The 18179-nt window shown below is 71.9% G+C and carries 17 protein-coding genes; 10 read left to right on the forward strand and 7 right to left on the reverse strand.

The window, feature by feature from the left end:
- Positions 1–59 precede the first annotated feature (59 nt).
- Entirely contained in the window at positions 60–266 is a 207-nt protein-coding gene (locus FEF34_RS28895; RefSeq protein ID WP_138055769.1) for a hypothetical protein, read from the forward strand.
- A gap of 322 nt (positions 267–588) precedes the next feature.
- On the opposite strand, the gene FEF34_RS28900 is transcribed toward FEF34_RS28895, so the two are convergent.
- The 3 genes from FEF34_RS28900 to FEF34_RS28910 all read right to left on the reverse strand — a co-directional run bounded on the left by FEF34_RS28900 (position 589) and on the right by FEF34_RS28910 (position 4070).
- Positions 589–2436, reverse strand: a complete 1848-nt coding sequence (locus FEF34_RS28900; protein WP_138055770.1) for an ABC transporter ATP-binding protein — start codon at positions 2434–2436, stop codon at positions 589–591.
- A 204-nt stretch (positions 2437–2640) separates the two neighbouring features.
- Positions 2641–3351, reverse strand: a complete 711-nt coding sequence (locus tag FEF34_RS28905; RefSeq protein ID WP_138055771.1) for a class I SAM-dependent methyltransferase — start codon at positions 3349–3351, stop codon at positions 2641–2643.
- Between the two features lie 122 nt (positions 3352–3473).
- Entirely contained in the window at positions 3474–4070 is a 597-nt protein-coding gene (locus tag FEF34_RS28910) for a DUF3043 domain-containing protein (protein ID WP_171053134.1), read from the reverse strand.
- Positions 4071–4358: 288 nt separating this feature from the next.
- Here FEF34_RS28910 and FEF34_RS28915 point away from each other — a divergent pair, with 288 nt between their 5' ends.
- The 4 genes from FEF34_RS28915 (at position 4359) to FEF34_RS28930 (ending at position 7822) form a co-directional block, all read left to right on the forward strand.
- Positions 4359–5153: a PspA/IM30 family protein gene (locus FEF34_RS28915; protein WP_138055772.1), complete on the forward strand. Its 795-nt coding sequence runs from the start codon at positions 4359–4361 to the stop codon at positions 5151–5153.
- A 12-nt stretch (positions 5154–5165) separates the two neighbouring features.
- Positions 5166–5444 (forward strand): PspA-associated protein PspAA, encoded by a 279-nt coding sequence (gene pspAA / locus FEF34_RS28920; protein WP_138055773.1) that lies wholly within the window; start codon positions 5166–5168, stop codon positions 5442–5444.
- Positions 5445–5870: 426 nt separating this feature from the next.
- Positions 5871–7139 (forward strand): sensor histidine kinase, encoded by a 1269-nt coding sequence (locus FEF34_RS28925; protein WP_138055774.1) that lies wholly within the window; start codon positions 5871–5873, stop codon positions 7137–7139.
- Positions 7136–7822, forward strand: a complete 687-nt coding sequence (locus FEF34_RS28930) for a response regulator (RefSeq protein ID WP_138055775.1) — start codon at positions 7136–7138, stop codon at positions 7820–7822. The genes FEF34_RS28925 and FEF34_RS28930 overlap by 4 nt, the downstream gene beginning before the upstream one ends.
- Positions 7823–8238: 416 nt before the next feature.
- Here the strand turns inward: FEF34_RS28930 and nadA are convergent, their stop codons facing one another.
- Positions 8239–9459: a quinolinate synthase NadA gene (gene nadA / locus FEF34_RS28935; RefSeq protein ID WP_407698312.1), complete on the reverse strand. Its 1221-nt coding sequence runs from the start codon at positions 9457–9459 to the stop codon at positions 8239–8241.
- Between the two features lie 298 nt (positions 9460–9757).
- Here nadA and erpA point away from each other — a divergent pair, with 298 nt between their 5' ends.
- Positions 9758–10114 carry an iron-sulfur cluster insertion protein ErpA gene (gene erpA / locus FEF34_RS28940; RefSeq protein ID WP_093660113.1) on the forward strand — a complete coding sequence of 119 codons (357 nt, stop codon included), beginning with the start codon at positions 9758–9760 and terminating at the stop codon, positions 10112–10114.
- 88 nt (positions 10115–10202) lie between these two features.
- Here the strand turns inward: erpA and FEF34_RS28945 are convergent, their stop codons facing one another.
- On the reverse strand, positions 10203–11687 hold the full coding sequence (locus FEF34_RS28945) for a hypothetical protein (protein ID WP_138055777.1): 1485 nt from the start codon (positions 11685–11687) through the stop codon (positions 10203–10205).
- Positions 11688–11794: 107 nt separating this feature from the next.
- Complete coding sequence (locus FEF34_RS28950; RefSeq protein WP_138055778.1) at positions 11795–12025, reverse strand: hypothetical protein; 231 nt, start codon at positions 12023–12025, stop codon at positions 11795–11797.
- Positions 12026–12155: 130 nt separating this feature from the next.
- Between FEF34_RS28950 and FEF34_RS28955 the strand changes: the two genes are divergently transcribed.
- Entirely contained in the window at positions 12156–13130 is a 975-nt protein-coding gene (locus FEF34_RS28955) for a carbohydrate kinase family protein (protein ID WP_138055779.1), read from the forward strand.
- 249 nt (positions 13131–13379) lie between these two features.
- Here FEF34_RS28955 and FEF34_RS28960 read toward each other — a convergent pair whose 3' ends face one another.
- The gene (locus tag FEF34_RS28960; RefSeq protein ID WP_138055780.1) at positions 13380–14747 is read right to left on the reverse strand and encodes a cysteine desulfurase/sulfurtransferase TusA family protein; all 1368 of its coding nucleotides are present in this window, start codon (positions 14745–14747) and stop codon (positions 13380–13382) included.
- A 283-nt stretch (positions 14748–15030) separates the two neighbouring features.
- Here FEF34_RS28960 and ctaC point away from each other — a divergent pair, with 283 nt between their 5' ends.
- The 3 genes from ctaC to FEF34_RS28975 are packed head-to-tail and all read left to right on the forward strand — an operon-like array spanning position 15031 to position 18157.
- A complete protein-coding gene (ctaC, locus tag FEF34_RS28965) occupies positions 15031–16035 on the forward strand; it encodes an aa3-type cytochrome oxidase subunit II (RefSeq protein WP_407698313.1) in 1005 nt (334 codons plus the stop codon).
- Complete coding sequence (gene ctaD / locus FEF34_RS28970; RefSeq protein ID WP_138055781.1) at positions 16032–17762, forward strand: aa3-type cytochrome oxidase subunit I; 1731 nt, start codon at positions 16032–16034, stop codon at positions 17760–17762. The genes ctaC and ctaD overlap by 4 nt, the downstream gene beginning before the upstream one ends.
- Positions 17759–18157 (forward strand): cytochrome c oxidase subunit 4, encoded by a 399-nt coding sequence (locus FEF34_RS28975; RefSeq protein WP_138055782.1) that lies wholly within the window; start codon positions 17759–17761, stop codon positions 18155–18157. Before ctaD ends, FEF34_RS28975 begins: the two co-directional genes overlap by 4 nt.
- Positions 18158–18179 lie beyond the last annotated feature (22 nt).

Here is an 18179-nt window from a genome sequence, read left to right on the forward strand (position 1 = left end):
CAAGGTGATCGGCAAGGACGATCGGCAGAGCGATCACGTGGTGGGACCGGGAGGCGCACATGGCATGGACGTGGCGGTTCGAGAAGTCCGACGGGACGGAGGTCCAGCCGGCCGTCGAGCCGGAGGAGTTCAGCACGCAGGGGGACGCCGAGTCCTGGATCGGCGAGGTCTGGCGCGATCTCCAGGAGGGCGGCGCCGACCAGGTCTTCCTCTATGAGGACGGCAGCCGCGTCTACGGCCCCATGAGCCTGCACGCCGAGAGCTGACCCCTCGCAGCCGCGGGGCCCGGGGCGCCGCCGACGCGGCGCCGCGGGCCCCGCGGTCTCTCGTTCCGGCCGGGCCTTCGACGGGCCCGCGCTCCGGGTCTGTTTCCGGCGGGCCCCGCAGTCCACGGCGGCATGGGCCGGCCCGCTTTCCGGCGGGTCTGCCTTCGACGGTTCCGCAGTCCACGGGCTGCATGGGTCGGGGCTGCTTCCGACGGGCCCGCGTTCTGCGGCCCTCGTCCCCGCGCCTCCGCGGCGACGGCGTCCCCGCGCCTCCGCGGCGACGGCGTCCCCGCGCCTCCGCGGCGACGGCGCCTCCGCCCTCTCACCGCGCCGCGGACAGGAACTGCGTCGCCGCGAGTTCCCCGTAGAGCGGGTCCTCCGCCACCAGTTCCGAGTGGGTGCCGACCGCACGGACCCGCCCCGCGTCCATCACCACGATCCGGTCGGCCAGCGTCACGGTGGAGAGCCGGTGGGCGACCACCAGGACGGTCACCTCTCGGGCGGCCTCGGCGACGACGTCCCGGAGCGCCAGTTCGTTGACCGCGTCCAGCTGCGAGGTCGCCTCGTCGAGGAGCAGCAGCCGGGGCCGGCGGAGCAGGGCGCGGGCTATCGCGACCCGCTGGCGCTCGCCGCCCGAGAGCTTGGAGCCGCGGTGCCCGACCACCGTATCCAGCCCGTCCGGCAAGCGGTCCACGAGCGCGTCCAGCCTCGCCCGGACGAGGACGTCCCGGATCTCGTCCTCCGTCGCGCCGGGCGCCGCGAAGACCAGGTTCTCCCTCAGGGTTCCGGCCAGCACCGGAGCGTCCTGCTCGACGTAGCCGATGGCGGAGCGCAGTGCGGGCAGGGACCAGTCCCGTACGTCCCTGCCGTCGACCAGCACCCGTCCGCCGGACGGCTCGTAGAACCGCTCGACGAGGCCGAAGACCGTCGTCTTGCCCGCGCCCGACGGGCCGACGAAGGCCGTCATCCCGGGGCCGGGTACGTCGAAGGTGACCCCGTGGTGGACGTACGGTAGATCGTCCCGGTAGCGGAAGCTCACGTCCTCGAACCGTACGGACGCCGCCCCGCCGGGGGCGCCCGGCCCCGCCTCCGGCCTCCGCGCCCCCGCCGGCTCCGCCGCCACCTCCGGCCTCCGCGCCCCCGCCGGGCGTTCCGGTCCGGCCGGGTGCAGCTCCTCCGTCTCCAGCCGCTCCGCCTCCGCGATCCGGGCGACGGCCGCCGACCCCACCTGGTACTGGGAAGCAGCCTCGACCAGCTCGGTAACCGGCTCGATCAGGTAGAAGAGGTAGAGCAGGAACGCCATCAGGGTGGACACGGATATCGCCCCCGAGGCGACCCGCGCCCCACCGATCCCCAGCACCGCCAGGAACGACACCTGCACGGCGAGCCCTACGGACGACGCCGCCACCGACTGCCACTTCGCCGTCCGCACGCCGTACCGCCACGCGCGCCGCGCCGCCGTCTCCACGACCGCGGTCTCGCGCTCCTCGGCGCCCGACGCCTTGACCGTACGGAACGCGCCGAACACCCGCTCCAGCACGGTGGAGATCTCCCCGACCGCCTCCTGCGACCGCTGGGTGGCCTGCGCGATCCTCGGCATCACCAGTGCGACGGCCCCGCCGATCAGGACGATCACCCCCACGGTGACGCCGAGCAGAACGGCGTCCAGGACCGCCATCAGCACGAGCGTCGCGACGCACGAGAGGGACCCGGTGACGGCCGAGACGATCGACTGGGTGGTGACGGCCCGCAGGAGGGTGGTGTCCGAGGTGACCCTGGACATGAGATCGCCCGGCTGGGTGCGCTCCACTTCCGGCACCCGCAGCCGCAGCAGGCGGCCGATGAGCGTCCGGCGAGCGGCGAGCACGACCGATTCGGCGGTGCGTTCCAGTACGTAGGCGCCGAAGGCGTGGATCGCGGTGCCGAGGACCACCAGCGCGGTGAGCACCAGCAGGATCCCGTTGATCGACTCGCCGGCGCCGAGCCGGTCCACCAGGGACTTCGCGGCAAGCGGCTGGAGCAGTCCGCTCACGGCCCCGAGCAGGGCGAGGACCGCCCCGAACGCGACCGTCCAGCGGTGCGGCCGGAAATGGCGGTAGAGCGCCCGGAACGTCTCTCGGGCGGGCAGACGGGGGATGTCCGTCGTGGTCGTGTCTGATGCAGTGGTCACAAGGAGACGGACGCACCGACGGCAGCGCCGCCTGAGCGGGTGCCGCCTTTCGTGCGATCGGGTGCCGCGGGCGCCACCCCGGGCGAGCCGGCCCGGCGTCCGCCGGAGTCCGTCACCGCCCCGGTGCGCAGGCACCCGCCCGCACGGCGGACCGCGCGGCCCGTACGGCCTGCGATCCGCACGGGCGCCGGCCCGTACGCGTCGCTACTGGCCGCGCACTCCGCAGAGATGCAGCAGCGCCGCCACCGAGCGGTACGGGTCCGTCCGGCCCGCGCGGTCCTCGGCCGCCAGCAGCCGGGTCAGCTCGTCCCCGGACGGCGGTTCGGCGTCGTCCGCCGCGGTGTCCGTGAAGACCCGCACCCCGTACCAGGCGTGCAGCGGCGCAGCGCTCCCCGCCAGGGTCGCCGTCAGCGACGCCAGCCGGTCGCCGCGCACCTGGAGGCCGAGACGGTTGGTGTACGTGTCCGTGTCGAAGGCGGTCAGCGCCCTGTCCCAGTCCCCGGCCAGTCCGGCCCGCATCGCCAGCGCGTCCGCGTTCCGCACGAGCAGCGACAGCAGACCGCCCGGTGCCAGCATCCGCGCCAGACCCGCCAGCATCGCGTCCCGTTCCTCGACGTACATCAGCACGCCGTGGCACAGCACCACGTCGAAGGAACCGGGCAGGAAGTGCACGCCCGTGTCCCGGCCGTCGCCCTCGATCATCCGGAAGCGCTCCCGGATGCCCTCGGGCTCGTGGGCCAGGGCCTCACGCGCGACCTGCAGCATCCCGGAGTCGGACTCCAGACCGGTGACCTTGTGCCCGGCCCGCGCCAGACGCAGCGCCTGGGTGCCCTGGCCCATCCCGACGTCGAGGACGCGCAGCCGCTGCCCGACGGGGAAGCGGGCGGCCAGCTGCTCGTCGAGCTGCCGGGCCACCAGCTCCTGCCGGACCGTGTTGCGCAGCCCGCCCAGGCCCTGCAGCCAGGCGGCGGCCCCGCTCGCGAAACCGGAGACGTCGCCTCTGCCGGAGACGTCGGACTTCGAGGAGACGTCCGTGCTCAGGGCCGCTCTCCGCGCTTGACCTGGGGCTTGGGCAGACGCAGTCGGCGGATCTGGAGCGTGCGCATCAGGCCGTAGGCCACCGCGCCGCGCTTCGGCTCGTCCGGGAAGCGCTCGTTCAGCTGCTTCTTGAGCCGGAACCAGATGCCGATCGAGTCGATCACGATCATCACGATCACGCCGAGCCACAGCAGCATCGCGATGTTCTGCAGCTGGGGGATGCGGATCATGGAGAGCACCAGGATCACCACCGCCAGCGGCAGGAAGAACTCGGCGATGCAGAACCGGGAGTCCACGAAGTCGCGGACGAAGCGACGCACCGGGCCCTTGTCGCGCGGCGGCAGATAGCGCTCGTCGCCACCGGCCAGCGCCTCGCGCTGCTTCGCCAGGTCGGTACGGCGCGCCTCGCGCTGGCGGCGCATGGCCTCCTTGCGGTCGAGGGGGGTCGACTGCGCCCGGCGGCGCTGGGTCTGGGCCTCACTCCGCTTCGGGGTCGGGCGGCCCTTGGGGGCCTCGGGGTCGCGGGGCTGCTTGGAGAGGTCCGCCGTCACCTTGCCGGTGGGGGCCTTCTCTTCCTTGGAACGGCTACGGAACACAAAACACAAGGGTACGGGGTGGCGGGCGACTGCCCCAGCCCCCTGGGGAACGATCCGGCAACGGCGCGCGTCTTCACGGGGCAGAGCAGCAGGAACGCGCCCCGGGCGACACGACCGCCGCCTCCCCCGAAGACCACCTACTCCTTGCGCGGGAGCGGGACGGCCCGCAGGTCGTCCTTGGGGATGAGCGCATCGGCGCCCGAACAGTGCGGTAATGGATGCAGGGCCCGTACTGTGGGTTCTGGAGAAGCCGGAGCTGAGTCCGTCAGAAGGGGGCGCGCGAAGCCCATGAGCGGTGTCATGAAGCGTATGGGGATGATCTTCCGCGCGAAGGCAAACAAGGCCCTTGACCGGGCCGAGGATCCGCGCGAGACCCTCGATTACTCGTACCAGAAGCAGCTGGAGCTGCTGCAGAAGGTCCGCCGCGGCGTCGCCGACGTGGCGACCTCCCGCAAGCGCCTGGAGCTGCAGCTGAACCAGCTCCAGAGCCAGTCCTCCAAGCTGGAGGACCAGGGCCGCAAGGCGCTGGCCCTCGGCCGCGAGGACCTGGCGCGCGAGGCGCTGTCCCGTCGCGCCGCGCTCCAGCAGCAGGTCACCGATCTGGAGACCCAGCACCAGACGCTGCAGGGCGAGGAGGAGAAGCTCACCCTCGCCGCCCAGCGGCTGCAGGCCAAGGTCGACGCCTTCCGCACGAAGAAGGAGACCATCAAGGCCACGTACACGGCCGCCCAGGCCCAGACCCGGATCGGCGAGGCGTTCTCCGGCATCTCCGAGGAGATGGGCGACGTCGGTCTGGCGATCCAGCGCGCCGAGGACAAGACCGCCCAGCTGCAGGCGCGGGCCGGTGCCATCGACGAGTTGCTGGCGTCCGGGGCGCTGGACGACCCGACCGGGATGGCGAAGGACGACATCGCGGCGGAGCTGGACCGCATCTCCGGAGGCACGGACGTCGAACTGGAGCTGCAGCGGATGAAGGCCGAGCTGGCCGGAGGCGGCACCCAGCAGCAGGCCATCGAGGGAGGCGACGGCTCGGCGCAGGACCAGGCCCAGGGCCGTACCCAGCACAAGTTCGACAAGCAGTAGGGACGGCGCGTCATGATCGTACGGATCATGGGTGAGGGCCAGTGGACCGTGGCGGACAGCCACTTCGCCGAGCTGAACAAGCTCGACGACGAGTTGCTGGCCGAGATGGAGACGGGTGACCGGGACGGCTTCCGCCGCACGTTGTGCGCACTGCTCGACGAGGTGCGCCGCTGCGGGGCACCGCTCGCGGACGACGCACTGGAGCCCTCCGAGCTGATCCTGCCCTCCCCGGACGCGACGCTCGACGAGGTCCGCGCCATGCTCAGCGACAACGGCCTCATCCCGGGCTGACCCCGGCTCTCGCTTCGACCACGGCCCTCGGCCGGACACCACGTCCGGCCCGGCTCCCGCTTCGACGACGGCCCGCGCCCGGACAACCCCGTCCGGCCGCGGGCCGCGTCGTTCCCGCCCCCGGTCCGACCCGGGACGTGTCGTCCGGCCCGAGCGCCTGCGTCCGGCCCTGGGGCCCGCCTCCCGCCATCCGGCCCCGGTTCCGCCTCGGTCCGGACCCGCCCCGGTTCCGCCTCGGCCGGACCGCCTCCCGCCCGCCGCCCGTGCGTTCGGATGCTTCCCTCCGGCCCGCGGTTCGTCCGCCCGTCCGCCCCGTCCGCCCGTCCGCGCGCCACGGGCCCACTGCCCCCGGCTCCCGCCGCCCGGCCCCGGGGCTCTGCCTCCGCCCGGACCGCGCGCGGACCCGACCCCGTACCGTTGCCTGACGTGACCGCACCTCTGACCGGATTCAGCCGGCTCGCGCCGACCCGCTCCTGGCTGCGCGCGCATCCGACGGCGTTCGACGCGGGCCTCGCGGCCGCGGTGCTCGTCTGCATGGTCGTCGCGTCGTTCGCCGACCCCCACGGGCCGCACGGGCCGACGTTCGGCACCCGCACGCCCGAGCTCCGCAGCCTGCTGCTGATGACGGCGGCCGCCGGCGCCCTCGTGTTCCGTCGCGGCCGCCCCGTGACCGTGCTCGCGGTCACCGGTGCCGTGTCCGTCGCCGAGCTCGTTGCCGGCGACCCGCCCGCGCCCGTCGCGATGTCCGCGGTGATCGCCCTCTACACGGTCGCCTCCCGCACCGACCGGCCGACGACCTGGCGGGTCGGCCTGCTGACCATGACCGTGCTGACCGGGTCGGCCATACTGTTCGGCTCCGCGCCCTGGTACAGCCAGGAGAACCTCGGCATCTTCGCCTGGACCGGCATGGCGGCGGCCGCGGGCGACGCCGTACGGAGCCGGCGTGCCTTCGTCGACGCCATAAGGGAGCGGGCCGAACGGGCCGAGCGCACCCGCGACGAGGAGGCCCGCCGCCGTGTCGCCGAGGAGCGGCTGCGGATCGCCCGCGACCTCCACGACGTCGTCGCCCACCACATCGCCCTGGTCAACGTCCAGGCCGGAGTGGCCGCGCACGTCATGGACAAGCGCCCCGACCAGGCCAAGGAGGCCTTGTCGCACGTGCGGGAGGCGAGCCGTTCGGCGCTGAACGAGCTGCGGGCCACCGTCGGTCTGCTGAGGCAGTCGGGGGACCCCGAGGCGCCCACCGAACCGGCCCCCGGACTCGCCGTCCTCGCCCCGCTGCTGGACGGCTTCCGGCGGGCCGGGCTGCCGGTCGAGCTGGCCCGCACCGACCAGGACACCGCACTGCCCGCCGCTGTCGACCTCGCCGCGTACCGGATCGTCCAGGAGGCGCTCACCAATGTGCGCAAGCACGCCGGGGCGGCGGCCAAGGCGGAGGTGAGCGTCGTACGGGTGGGCCGGACCGTGGAGGTCACCGTCCTCGACGACGGCTGCCCCGCCGGCACCGTGCGGGAGGGCGCCGGCGGCGACCCGGCGGCCGGGGGCGGCAGCGGCGGGCACGGCCTGATCGGCATGCGTGAGCGCGTCACCGCACTCGGCGGCACGATGACCGCGGGCCCCCGCTTCGGAGGCGGCTTCCGGGTGCAGGCGATACTGCCGGTCAAGGCCGGCGCGGAGGGGGACGAGGACGGATGACGATCAGGGTGCTGCTCGCCGACGACCAGGCTCTGCTGCGCAGCGCGTTCAAGGTGCTGGTGGACTCCGAGCCCGACATGGAGGTCGTGGGGGAGGCCGCGGACGGCGCCGAGGCCGTGGAACTCGCCCGCTCGGCTCGCGCCGACGTCGTCCTCATGGACATCCGGATGCCGGGCACGGACGGCCTCGCGGCCACCCGCATGATCAGCGCCGACCCCGGACTCGCCGAGGTGCGGGTGGTGATGCTGACGACGTTCGAGGTGGACGAGTACGTCGTCCAGTCGCTCCGGGCCGGGGCCTCGGGGTTCCTCGGCAAGGGCGCGGAACCCGATGAACTGCTGAACGCGATCCGGATCGCAGCCGCCGGCGACGCGCTGCTCTCGCCCGCGGCCACGAAGGGGCTCATCGCCGAGTTCCTCGCACAGGGCGGCAGTTCGGAGGACGGACGGGGCTCCGGGGCGTACTCGGAACGGCTGGCCGCGCTGACGGGCCGCGAGCGCGAGGTCCTCGTCCTCGTCGCAGGCGGCCACTCCAACGACGAGATCGCGGACCGGCTGGAGGTCAGCCCGCTCACCGTCAAGACGCATGTGAACCGGGCGATGGCGAAGCTCGGCGCCCGCGACCGGGCGCAATTGGTGTTCATCGCGTACGAATCGGGCCTGGTACGCCCACGGGTGGACTGAGCCGGGGCGGCGGCCGTCTCCGCCCCGGGCGGGTGTGGGCTCTCGCGACGCGGCCTGCGTGTCCGTCCGGCGCCGGACGGGTTGGCGGACCCCTGACGGCCCCTCGACCGGCGCGACGCCGTGCCCGCTGCGGGGCTCGCCCGCGGGAGGCACGGGGGCGGTGGGGAGCGTTCGGCAGCCACCCGTTCCGGCCCCCGGGGCGGCGGCCGTTCCCGCTCCGCGCGGCCGTTCCCGGACGCTTCTTGATCTGCGAGGCGAACCGACCCACGACTCCCGCTCCGCGCGGCCGTTCCCGGACCGCCCAGCGGGGTCCCCCGGCCCCGCCTCGCGGGAGAACGCCGTCGCCCCGGCACTCGGGCGGGCCGTGTGCCGGGGCGACGCGAGGTCAGCGGACGCGGAGGGCGCGCCCGTCAGCGTCAGGGAAGCGCCAGCATGCGCTCCAGGGCGAGCTTGGCGAAGCTCTCCGTCTCGGCGTCGACCTGGATCCGGTTGACCAGGTTGCCCTCCGCCAGGGACTCCAGCGCCCACACCAGGTGCGGCAGGTCGATCCGGTTCATCGTCGAGCAGAAGCAGACCGTCTTGTCGAGGAAGACGATCTCCTTGCCCTCGGGGGCGAAACGATTCGCCAGACGGCGCACCAGGTTCAGCTCCGTGCCGATCGCCCACTTGGAGCCCGCCGGCGCGGCCTCCAGCGCCTTGATGATGTACTCCGTGGAGCCCACGTAGTCCGCCGCCGCGACGACCTCGTGCTTGCACTCGGGGTGGACCAGGACGTTCACACCCCGGATGCGCTCGCGGACGTCGTTCACGGAGTCCAGCGAGAAGCGGCCGTGCACGGAGCAGTGGCCGCGCCAGAGGATCATCTTCGCGCCGCGGAGCTGCTCGGCGGTGAGACCGCCGTTCGGCCGGTGGGGGTTGTAGACGACGCAGTCGTCCAGGGACATCCCCATGTCCCGGACGGCGGTGTTCCGGCCGAGGTGCTGGTCGGGCAGGAAAAGGACCTTCTCGCCCTGCTCGAAGGCCCAGTCCAGCGCGCGCTTCGCGTTCGAGGACGTACAGATCGTGCCGCCGTGCTTGCCGGTGAACGCCTTGATGTCCGCCGAGGAGTTCATGTACGAGACGGGAACGGTCCGCTCCGCGACGCCGGCCTCGGTGAGGACGTCCCAGCACTCCGCGACCTGCTCGGCCGTGGCCATGTCGGCCATGGAGCAGCCGGCGGCGAGGTCGGGGAGGACGACCTTCTGGTCGTCGCCGGTCAGGATGTCCGCCGACTCGGCCATGAAGTGCACACCGCAGAACACGATGTACTCGGCCTCCGGCCGCGCCGCCGCGTCCCTCGCGAGCTTGAAGGAGTCGCCGGTGACGTCCGCGAACTGGATGACCTCGTCGCGCTGGTAGTGGTGACCGAGCACGAACACCTTGTCGCCGAGCTTCTCCTTCGCCGCGCGGGCGCGCTCCACCAGGTCCGGGTCGGACGGGGAGGGAAGGTCGCCGGGGCATTCGACGCCCCGCTCGCTCCTGGGGTCGGCTTCGCGTCCGAGCAGCAGCAGGGCGAGCGGCGTCGGCTGGACATCCTGGGAGCCCCCTGCCGCGCCGGGCGCGGCGAGGGAGGGCTGGGCGGTGGTCACGTCACGCACCCTTTCTACTCTTCGGTCGGGGCGGCGGAGCCGCCGCCGGTGGATCCCCGGGGTGCACCGGAGAACCTTTTCGTCTATTTGACGCTATCTATCATAACCGCTTCACGTCACTTTGACGAAGTCCATAGCGTCGATGTGACGTGAATCCCGGTGCCGAGCCGTCCACAGGTCGATGACCCGAAGGGAGGGCATGTGCGAGCATGAAAGGGAAAGACCGGGGCCGGTCCGGAATGAATCCGGAGCCCCGCCGGTTGCCAACCTCGGCAAGCAGTCTCCGTACAACCCGGGAGAGAAGCAGATGTCCGTATCGGACGAGACCACCACCGTGAGCGACGGCATCCTCCTGTCCGACGCCGCCGCGGCCAAGGTGAAGTCCCTGCTGGAGCAGGAGGGCCGGGACGACCTGGCGCTGCGCGTCGCGGTTCAGCCCGGCGGCTGCTCCGGCCTGCGCTACCAGCTCTTCTTCGACGAGCGTTCGCTCGACGGCGATGTCGTCAAGGAGTTCGACGGGGTCAGGGTCGTGACCGACCGTATGAGCGCGCCGTACCTCGGTGGCGCCTCCATCGACTTCGTGGACACGATCGAGAAGCAGGGCTTCACGATCGACAACCCGAACGCGACGGGCTCCTGCGCCTGCGGCGACTCCTTCAGCTGAGCCGGCCGTCCGGACGCCGGAGGGCGGTGACCCGGAACAGGGCCACCGCCCTCCGGCGTCCGGACGCCCTCACCTGCGGAACACCCGCTCACTTGCGGGGCACGGCGTCGCCGCTCTCCACGTCGACGACCGTGCGGTCACCGAGCGGCTCGTCCAGTGTGACCTTCTCCGTCAGCTCCTTGGCGATCAGGATGCAGACCCGCCCCGGATCCGGCCGGGACTCGATGATCCTCACCTTCACCTCGGTGGCGGTCTCCTGCGCCTCGGCCGAGTAGCTGCTGCACACCCCGCCCCAGAAGCGCAGGGTCAGGGTGCGCCCGTCCTTCGCCACGGCGTAGGACTCCACGCCCCGGACCGTCGTCTCCGGCAGCTTCGAGGCGTCGGGCGGCGACGGCACCGCGGTGCCGGACGGCACGGGCGCCTGCCGGGCGGCCGGTTTCAGGTACTCCGGCGCCACGGCGGGCTGGACGATCGTGGACCGGTTCGGACCGGTCTTCGGCTCGGTCGTGAACAGCCACGAGGGCACCAGCGCGGGCCGCCCCTCGACCGAGTGCACAGCCAGCCCGAACTCGGCCCGTGTGATCGTCACCACCTCGACCGGGGCCGGCGTACCGCTCTCCGGCTCGCACGGAGCGGCCGGCTCCTTCTCCGCGAGCGGCCCCGGCGTCGCGCAGCCCCCGATGCCGACCCGGCCACCGCCCCCGCGCTCCGCGTTCAGCCGCTTCAGCGCCTCCTCGGCGCCGACCACCGGGTACTCGGGGCCCTCGGCCGGCTTCACCAGTTGCCCGCTGCCGTTCCCCACGGTGCCGTCGGCGCCCACATGGACGCTGGTGGACCAGCCGTACGTGGGCAGACCGCCGACCAGCGGATCCGCGCGCACGACCCGGTACGCGCCCAGGACCTGCTTCGCGTCCAGCCGGGCGTCGCCCAGGCCCAGTGCGGCCAGCACGGGAGCGGCGGCCTTCTTCGCCGCCTCCTCGCCCACCGTCCCGACGTCCGGCAGCCAGTGCGCGGAGGGGATGGTCCCGCTGGGCCGGCAGACGTTCTTGTCCTTCACGCAGTCGTCGCCCTTGGGTAGACCGAAGGAGCTGAACGTCCACGTGCCCGGGGCCTGCCGGTTCACCTGGAGGAGGGGGCCGCCGCCGTCGCCGTCCGTGCCGGACTTCCACACCCCGCCCTCCAGCCGCGGTGTGCCCGGTACGCCGAGTGCCTCGGCCAGCGCCTCGACCTGTGCCCTGCCGACCGTCCCGTTCGCCTCGTACACGCGGGCGGAGCCGGGGCCGTCCGGCAGCTCCCCCCGGGCCCGGTACTCCACGCCGTGGGGGCCGGGCTCGCCGACCGCGATGCCCGCGCCGCCGTCCAGTGCCAGCGGCGGGGGCTTGGGATCGGAACCCGGTGTGCCGCCCCCGCCGCCGGCGGTCGTGGCGAACCAGGCGCCGCCCCCGCCCGCGACCAGGACCGCGGCGGCCACGGACGCGACGGCCAGCGGAGACCTCCGAGGACGCCGGGCCGCGGTGGCCTCGGGACCACTGGCGCCGTCGGCGCTGTTCTGGGGGCGCTCTGTGCTGCTCACCGCATCGCTCCTTCGGGGACCCTTTCCGGGGACACCCATGGGACGGAGTGGGGGAGCGCGCGGTTCCCGGGATGCGCCGTGTGCCGTAACGGAGGCGGCGGAGCGCGTCAGTCGCCGTACACGGGCATCGAGCCGACCAGCCGCGCGGAGGCGGGGGAGACGACCACCCCGTGGATCAGCGACGGAGACACCGGGGCGGCCGTGGCCATCGGAGGCACCACCCAGTGCGGCGCCATCCGCGCGCTGTCGCCGCGCAGCTCCGCCAGGCTGATCTCGAACTGACCGGGCCCGGCCGACCGGCGCTCCCGGAAGGCGGTGTGCGACGTGGGGTTCGGCATACGGGCACCGTACGCAGGGTTACGCTGAGGCAAAAGCCCTACTATCGGGTAGTTTCCGTACTACAGGGGAACCGGTGTTAACCGGTAGCGTTAACCGTCAACTCCGCCTCCCCTCCAGGAGCACTCAGCCGTGCGAATCGCAGTCACCGGCTCCATCGCCACCGACCACCTGATGACCTTTCCCGGCCGCTTCGCCGACCAACTGGTCGCGGATCAGCTCCACACGGTCTCCCTCTCCTTCCTCGTCGACAACCTCGACGTGCGCAGAGGAGGGGTCGGCGCCAACATCTGCTTCGGGATGGGTCAGCTCGGCACCGACCCGGTCCTGGTCGGAGCGGCGGGCTCCGACTTCGACGAGTACCGCGCCTGGCTCGACCGGCACGGCGTCGACACCGCGTCCGTACGGATCTCCGAAGTGCTGCACACCGCGCGCTTCGTCTGCACGACCGACGCCGACCACAACCAGATCGGCTCCTTCTACACGGGCGCGATGAGCGAGGCGCGCCTGATCGAGCTGAAGTCGGTCGCGGACCGGGTCGGCGGACTGGACCTGGTGCTGATCGGCGCCGACGACCCCGAGGCGATGCTGCGCCACACGGAGGAGTGCCGCTCCCGTGGCATCCCGTTCGCCGCGGACTTCTCTCAGCAGATCGCGCGGATGAACGGCGACGAGATCCGGATACTGCTGGACGGGGCGACCTACCTCTTCTCCAACGAGTACGAGAAGGGGCTCATCGAGGCGAAGACGGGCTGGACGGACGAGGAGATCCTGGACCGCGTCGGCCACCGCGTCACCACGCTCGGCTCGCGCGGGGTGCGCATCGAGGGCAAGGGCGAGCCGACGATCGAGGTCGGCTGCCCCGAGGAGGACTCCAAGGTCGACCCGACGGGCGTCGGCGACGCGTTCCGCGCGGGTTTCCTGTCGGCGCTGTCGTGGGACGTCGGCCTGGAGCGCGCCGCGCAGGTCGGCTGCATGCTCGCGACGCTGGTCATCGAGACTCTGGGCACCCAGGAGTACACGCTCCGCCGCGCCCACTTCATGGACCGCTTCACCAAGGCGTACGGCCACGACGCGGCGTCGGACGTCCGGGCGCACCTCTCCTGACGTCCGGGCCGCGCCCCGAACGCCGCGCCCGCAGGGCCCCGTGCCCCGCGGGCGCTGCGTTCCGCCCAGCGCCCCGTTCCTTCCACCGCGCGTCCTGGTGCCGCCGGCGATGACGTCGCCGCTACGGCGACGCGCCTGCGAGGGGTGCGGCGTTCCGTTCGACGCCCCGCCGGCGGTCCCGGCGCTTCGGTGTCCGTGACGGCAGCGCGCCCGCGAGCTGACGCGCCCCGCCGCGCTCCCGCCGCGGCGTCAGCCGCGGCGGCGCACCACGTACGCCGTTCCTCCCGGCGCCGGGGACTCGCCCACGTACTCCTGGTCGCGCATCTCGCACCAGGCCGGGATGTCGAGCCGGGCCGCCTCGTCGTCGGCCAGGACCGTGACGGTGCCGCCGACCGGGACGTCCCCGATGACCTTGGCGAGTTCGATGACGGGGACGGGGCAGCGCTTGCCGAGGGCGTCCACCACGAGCGCCCTGGACGCGGCGGACGTGGGTGCCGCCTCCGTCGGTGCCCCCAGCCTGCCGCGGACCCCGGCGACGACTCCGGGCAGGACCTCCAGGAAACGGTCGACGTCCTCCTCCGCCGTGCCCGACGGCAGGGACACCCGCACGTTGCCCTCGCTCAGCACGCCCATCGCCCGCAGTACATGGCTCGGGGTGAGCGTCGAGCTCGTGCAGGACGAGCCCGAGGAGACGGAGAAGCCCTCGCGGTCGAGATCGTGCAGCACCGTCTCCCCGTCGACGTAGAGACAGGAGAAGGTGACGAGATGGGGGAGCCGGCGCACCGGGTCGCCGACCACCTCGACATCCGGCACCAGCTCCGGGACCCGGGTGCGGATCCGGTCCACCAGCTCCCGCAGCCGCCGGGCCTCCGACTCCGCCTCGTCCCGCACCGCCCGCAGCGACGCCGCGGCCGCCACGATCGCCGGGATGTTCTCGAAGCCGGGGGCGCGCCCCGACTCCCGTTCGTCCGCCGGGTCCTGGGGGGCGAAGCGGACGCCCTTGCGGACCACGAGGAGTCCCACACCCGCCGGACCGCCCCATTTGTGCGCGCTCGCGGTGAGCAGCGACCAGTCCCCGTCCACCGGGCCCCAGCCGAGGGACTGCGCGGCGTCGACGAGCAGCGGCACTCCCGCCGTCCGGCAGAGGCCGGCCACCTCGGCGACCGGCTGCTCGGTGCCCACCTCGTGGTTCGCCGACTGCAGGCACGCCAGTGCGGTGTCCTCGCGCAGTGCCTCCGCGAACACTCCCGGTGACACCGCGCCCCAGCGGTCCACGGGCACCTCGGTGACGGGCCGGCCCTCCGCCGCGTGCAGCACGGCCGAGTGCTCGACCGCGGACACCACCAGGTGGCTCCCGGCGCGACGGCGGCCCGCGAGTGCGCCCGAGATGCCCGCATGGAGGGCTCGTGTCCCCGAAGAGGTGAAAACGAGCTCGTCCGGTCGGCAGCCCACGGCGTCCGCCGCCGCCTCCCGCGCCGCGTCCAGGAGCAGCCGCGCACGCCGACCCTCGCGGTACAGCCGGGCGGGGTCCGCCCATCCCTCGTCCAGGGACGCCTGGAGCGCCTGCCGGGCGACGGGGTGCAGGGGAGCGGAGGAGGCAGCGTCGAAGTAGGGCACGGGCCCACGCTAACGCGCGGGTCGTAAGAAGGCGTCAGAAGGCGGCCGCGAGCGCACAGTCGGGGGCCCTTGGCCAGGCGCGGCAAGGCTTCCGGAACCTTGCAGTCCACCCCTTCGGGTCGTCGGACGGCGCGTTGGGCACCCTCCATGCGCGACCCCAAATAGCGTCCAGTAGGGTTTGGTCCGCATAAACATCCAAACCCCTGCCCGCGTCAGGGCCGGCGACCGACCAGCGAGACGGCCGCGGGCGGTCGCGCGGGCGAGACTCTCGGGAAGGCGCTACGTGAGTCCCAACGGCTCCGACCTCCCCCACCGCCCGAACGGCGGGGGCGGTACCCCCATGTCGCGGCGCCCGATGCGGCGGAAGCTGCCGCAGGTGCTGACGGCGGGCTTGATCGTGGCATCCGCCACGGGTTGCTCCCCCACTTGGGAGGACTTCCCCCGCCTCGGTATGCCCACCCCCGTCACGGAGGAGGCTCCCCGGATCCTCTCCCTCTGGCAGGGCTCGTGGGCGGCTGCCCTCGCCGTGGGCGTGCTGGTGTGGGGTCTGATCCTGTGGAGCGTCATCTTCCACCGGCGCAGCCGGACCAAGGTCGAAGTTCCCCCGCAGACCCGGTACAACATGCCCATCGAGGCGCTGTACACCGTGGTCCCGCTCATCATCGTCTCGGTGCTGTTCTACTTCACCGCGCGTGACGAGTCGAAGCTCCTCGCCCTCTCCGACAAGCCCGCCCACACCATCAACGTGGTCGGATACCAGTGGAGCTGGGGCTTCAACTACCTCGAGGACGTGGACGGGAACCCGGCCACCGGCGATGCCGCGGCCCAGAAGACCCTGAACGCGATTCCGGACAAGTACACCAACGACTTCCCCAAGGGTGCCGAGGGCGTGTACGACGCCGGCATCCCGGGCGACCGGAACCCGCAGACCGGCAACCCCGGCCCCACGCTGTGGCTGCCGAAGGGTGAGAAGGTCCGCTTCATCCTGACGTCGCGGGACGTCATCCACTCCTTCTGGGTGGTCCCCTTCCTGTTCAAGCAGGACGTCATCCCGGGGCACACCAACGTCTTCGAGGTCACTCCGAACCAGGAGGGCACCTTCCTGGGCAAGTGCGCCGAGCTCTGCGGTGTCGACCACTCCCGGATGCTCTTCAACGTCAAGGTCGTCTCCCCGGAGCGCTACCAGCAGCACCTGAAGGAGCTGGCCGAGAAGGGGCAGACCGGCTTCATCCCGTCGGGCATCGCGCAGTCTGACCCGGCCCGGAATGCGGAGAAGAACCAACTGTGAGCATCCTCAACGAACCCCAGGGTGCCGCGGCGGCCGATGACTCGTACGAGAACGAGCTCCCCGTCCGGCGCCGGCAGCCCGGCAACGTGGTCGTGAAGTGGCTCACCACCACCGACCACAAGACGATCGGCACGCTCTACCTGGCGACCTCGTTCTTCTTCTTCTGCATCGGCGGCGTCATGGCGCTCTTCATGCGCGCCGAACTCGCCCGTCCGGGTACGCAGATCATGTCGAACGAGCAGTTCAACCAGGCGTTCACGATGCACGGCACCGTGATGCTGCTGATGTTCGCGACGCCGCTGTTCGCCGGATTCGCCAACTGGATCATGCCGCTGCAGATCGGCGCGCCCGACGTGGCGTTCCCGCGGCTGAACATGTTCGCGTACTGGCTGTACCTCTTCGGCTCGCTCATCGCGGTGGGCGGCTTCCTCACCCCGAACGGTGCGGCCGACTTCGGCTGGTTCGCCTACTCCCCGCTGTCGGACGCCGTCCGCTCGCCGGGCGTCGGCGCCGATCTCTGGATCATGGGTCTGGCCTTCTCCGGCTTCGGCACGATCCTCGGTTCGGTCAACTTCATCACCACGATCATCTGCATGCGGGCCCCGGGCATGACGATGTTCCGCATGCCGATCTTCACCTGGAACGTCCTGCTGACCGGTGTGCTGGTCCTGCTGGCCTTCCCGGTGCTCGCCGCGGCCCTGTTCGCGCTGGAGGCGGACCGTAAGTTCGGCGCCCACATCTTCGACGCGGCCAACGGCGGCGCCCTGCTGTGGCAGCACCTCTTCTGGTTCTTCGGCCATCCGGAGGTGTACATCATCGCGCTGCCGTTCTTCGGCATCGTCTCCGAGATCATCCCGGTGTTCAGCCGCAAGCCGATGTTCGGCTACATCGGCCTGGTGGCCGCGACCATCGCGATCGCCGGTCTGTCCGTGACCGTGTGGGCCCACCACATGTACGTCACCGGCGGAGTGCTACTGCCGTTCTTCTCCTTCATGACCTTCCTGATCGCGGTACCGACCGGTGTGAAGTTCTTCAACTGGATCGGCACGATGTGGAAGGGCTCGTTGTCCTTCGAGACCCCGATGCTCTGGACGATCGGCTTCCTGATCACCTTCACCTTCGGTGGTCTGACCGGTGTCATCCTGGCCTCGCCCCCGATGGACTTCCACGTCTCCGACTCGTACTTCGTGGTCGCCCACTTCCACTACGTCGTCTTCGGCACCGTGGTGTTCGCGATGTTCGCCGGATTCCACTTCTGGTGGCCGAAGTTCACCGGCAAGATGCTGGACGAGCGCCTCGGCAAGATCACCTTCTGGACGCTGTTCATCGGCTTCCACGGCACGTTCCTGGTCCAGCACTGGCTGGGCGCCGAGGGCATGCCGCGCCGCTACGCGGACTACCTGGCCGCCGACGGCTTCACCGCGCTGAACACCATCTCGACGATCAGCTCGTTCCTGCTCGGCCTGTCGATCCTCCCGTTCGTCTACAACGTGTGGAAGACGGCCAAGTACGGCAAGAAGATCGAGGTCGACGACCCGTGGGGCTACGGCCGTTCGCTCGAATGGGCGACGTCCTGCCCGCCGCCGCGGCACAACTTCCTCACCCTGCCGCGGATCCGCTCCGAATCCCCGGCGTTCGATCTGCACCACCCGGAGATCGCGGCTCTCGACCAGCTCGACCACGCCGGTCACGGTGCCATCACCGCTGACAAGGAGGCCGGCAAGTGAAGATCCAAGGCAGGATGTTCATCTGGCTGAGCGTCTTCATCCTCGCCATGGCCATCCTCTACGGCGTGTGGTCGAAGGAGCCGGCCGGTACGACGGCGCTCTTCCTGGCCTTCGGCCTGAGCATCATGATCGGCTACTACCTGGCCTTCACGGCCCGGCGGGTGGACGCCATGGCGCAGGACGACAAGGAGGCCGACGTCGCGGACGAGGCCGGTGAGGTCGGCTTCTTCTCGCCGCACAGCTGGCAGCCGCTCTCGCTCGCCTTCGGCGGCGCGCTGGCCTTCCTGGCCGTCGCGATGGGGTGGTGGATCATGTACTTCTCCGCCCCGCTGATCCTGGTCGGCGTCTTCGGCTGGGTGTTCGAGTACTACCGCGGCGAGAACCAGAACCAGTAGCGGACACACCGCTCCGGACCAC

The sequence above is a fragment of the Streptomyces marianii genome (assembly GCF_005795905.1).
Lineage (GTDB): Bacteria > Actinomycetota > Actinomycetes > Streptomycetales > Streptomycetaceae > Streptomyces > Streptomyces marianii.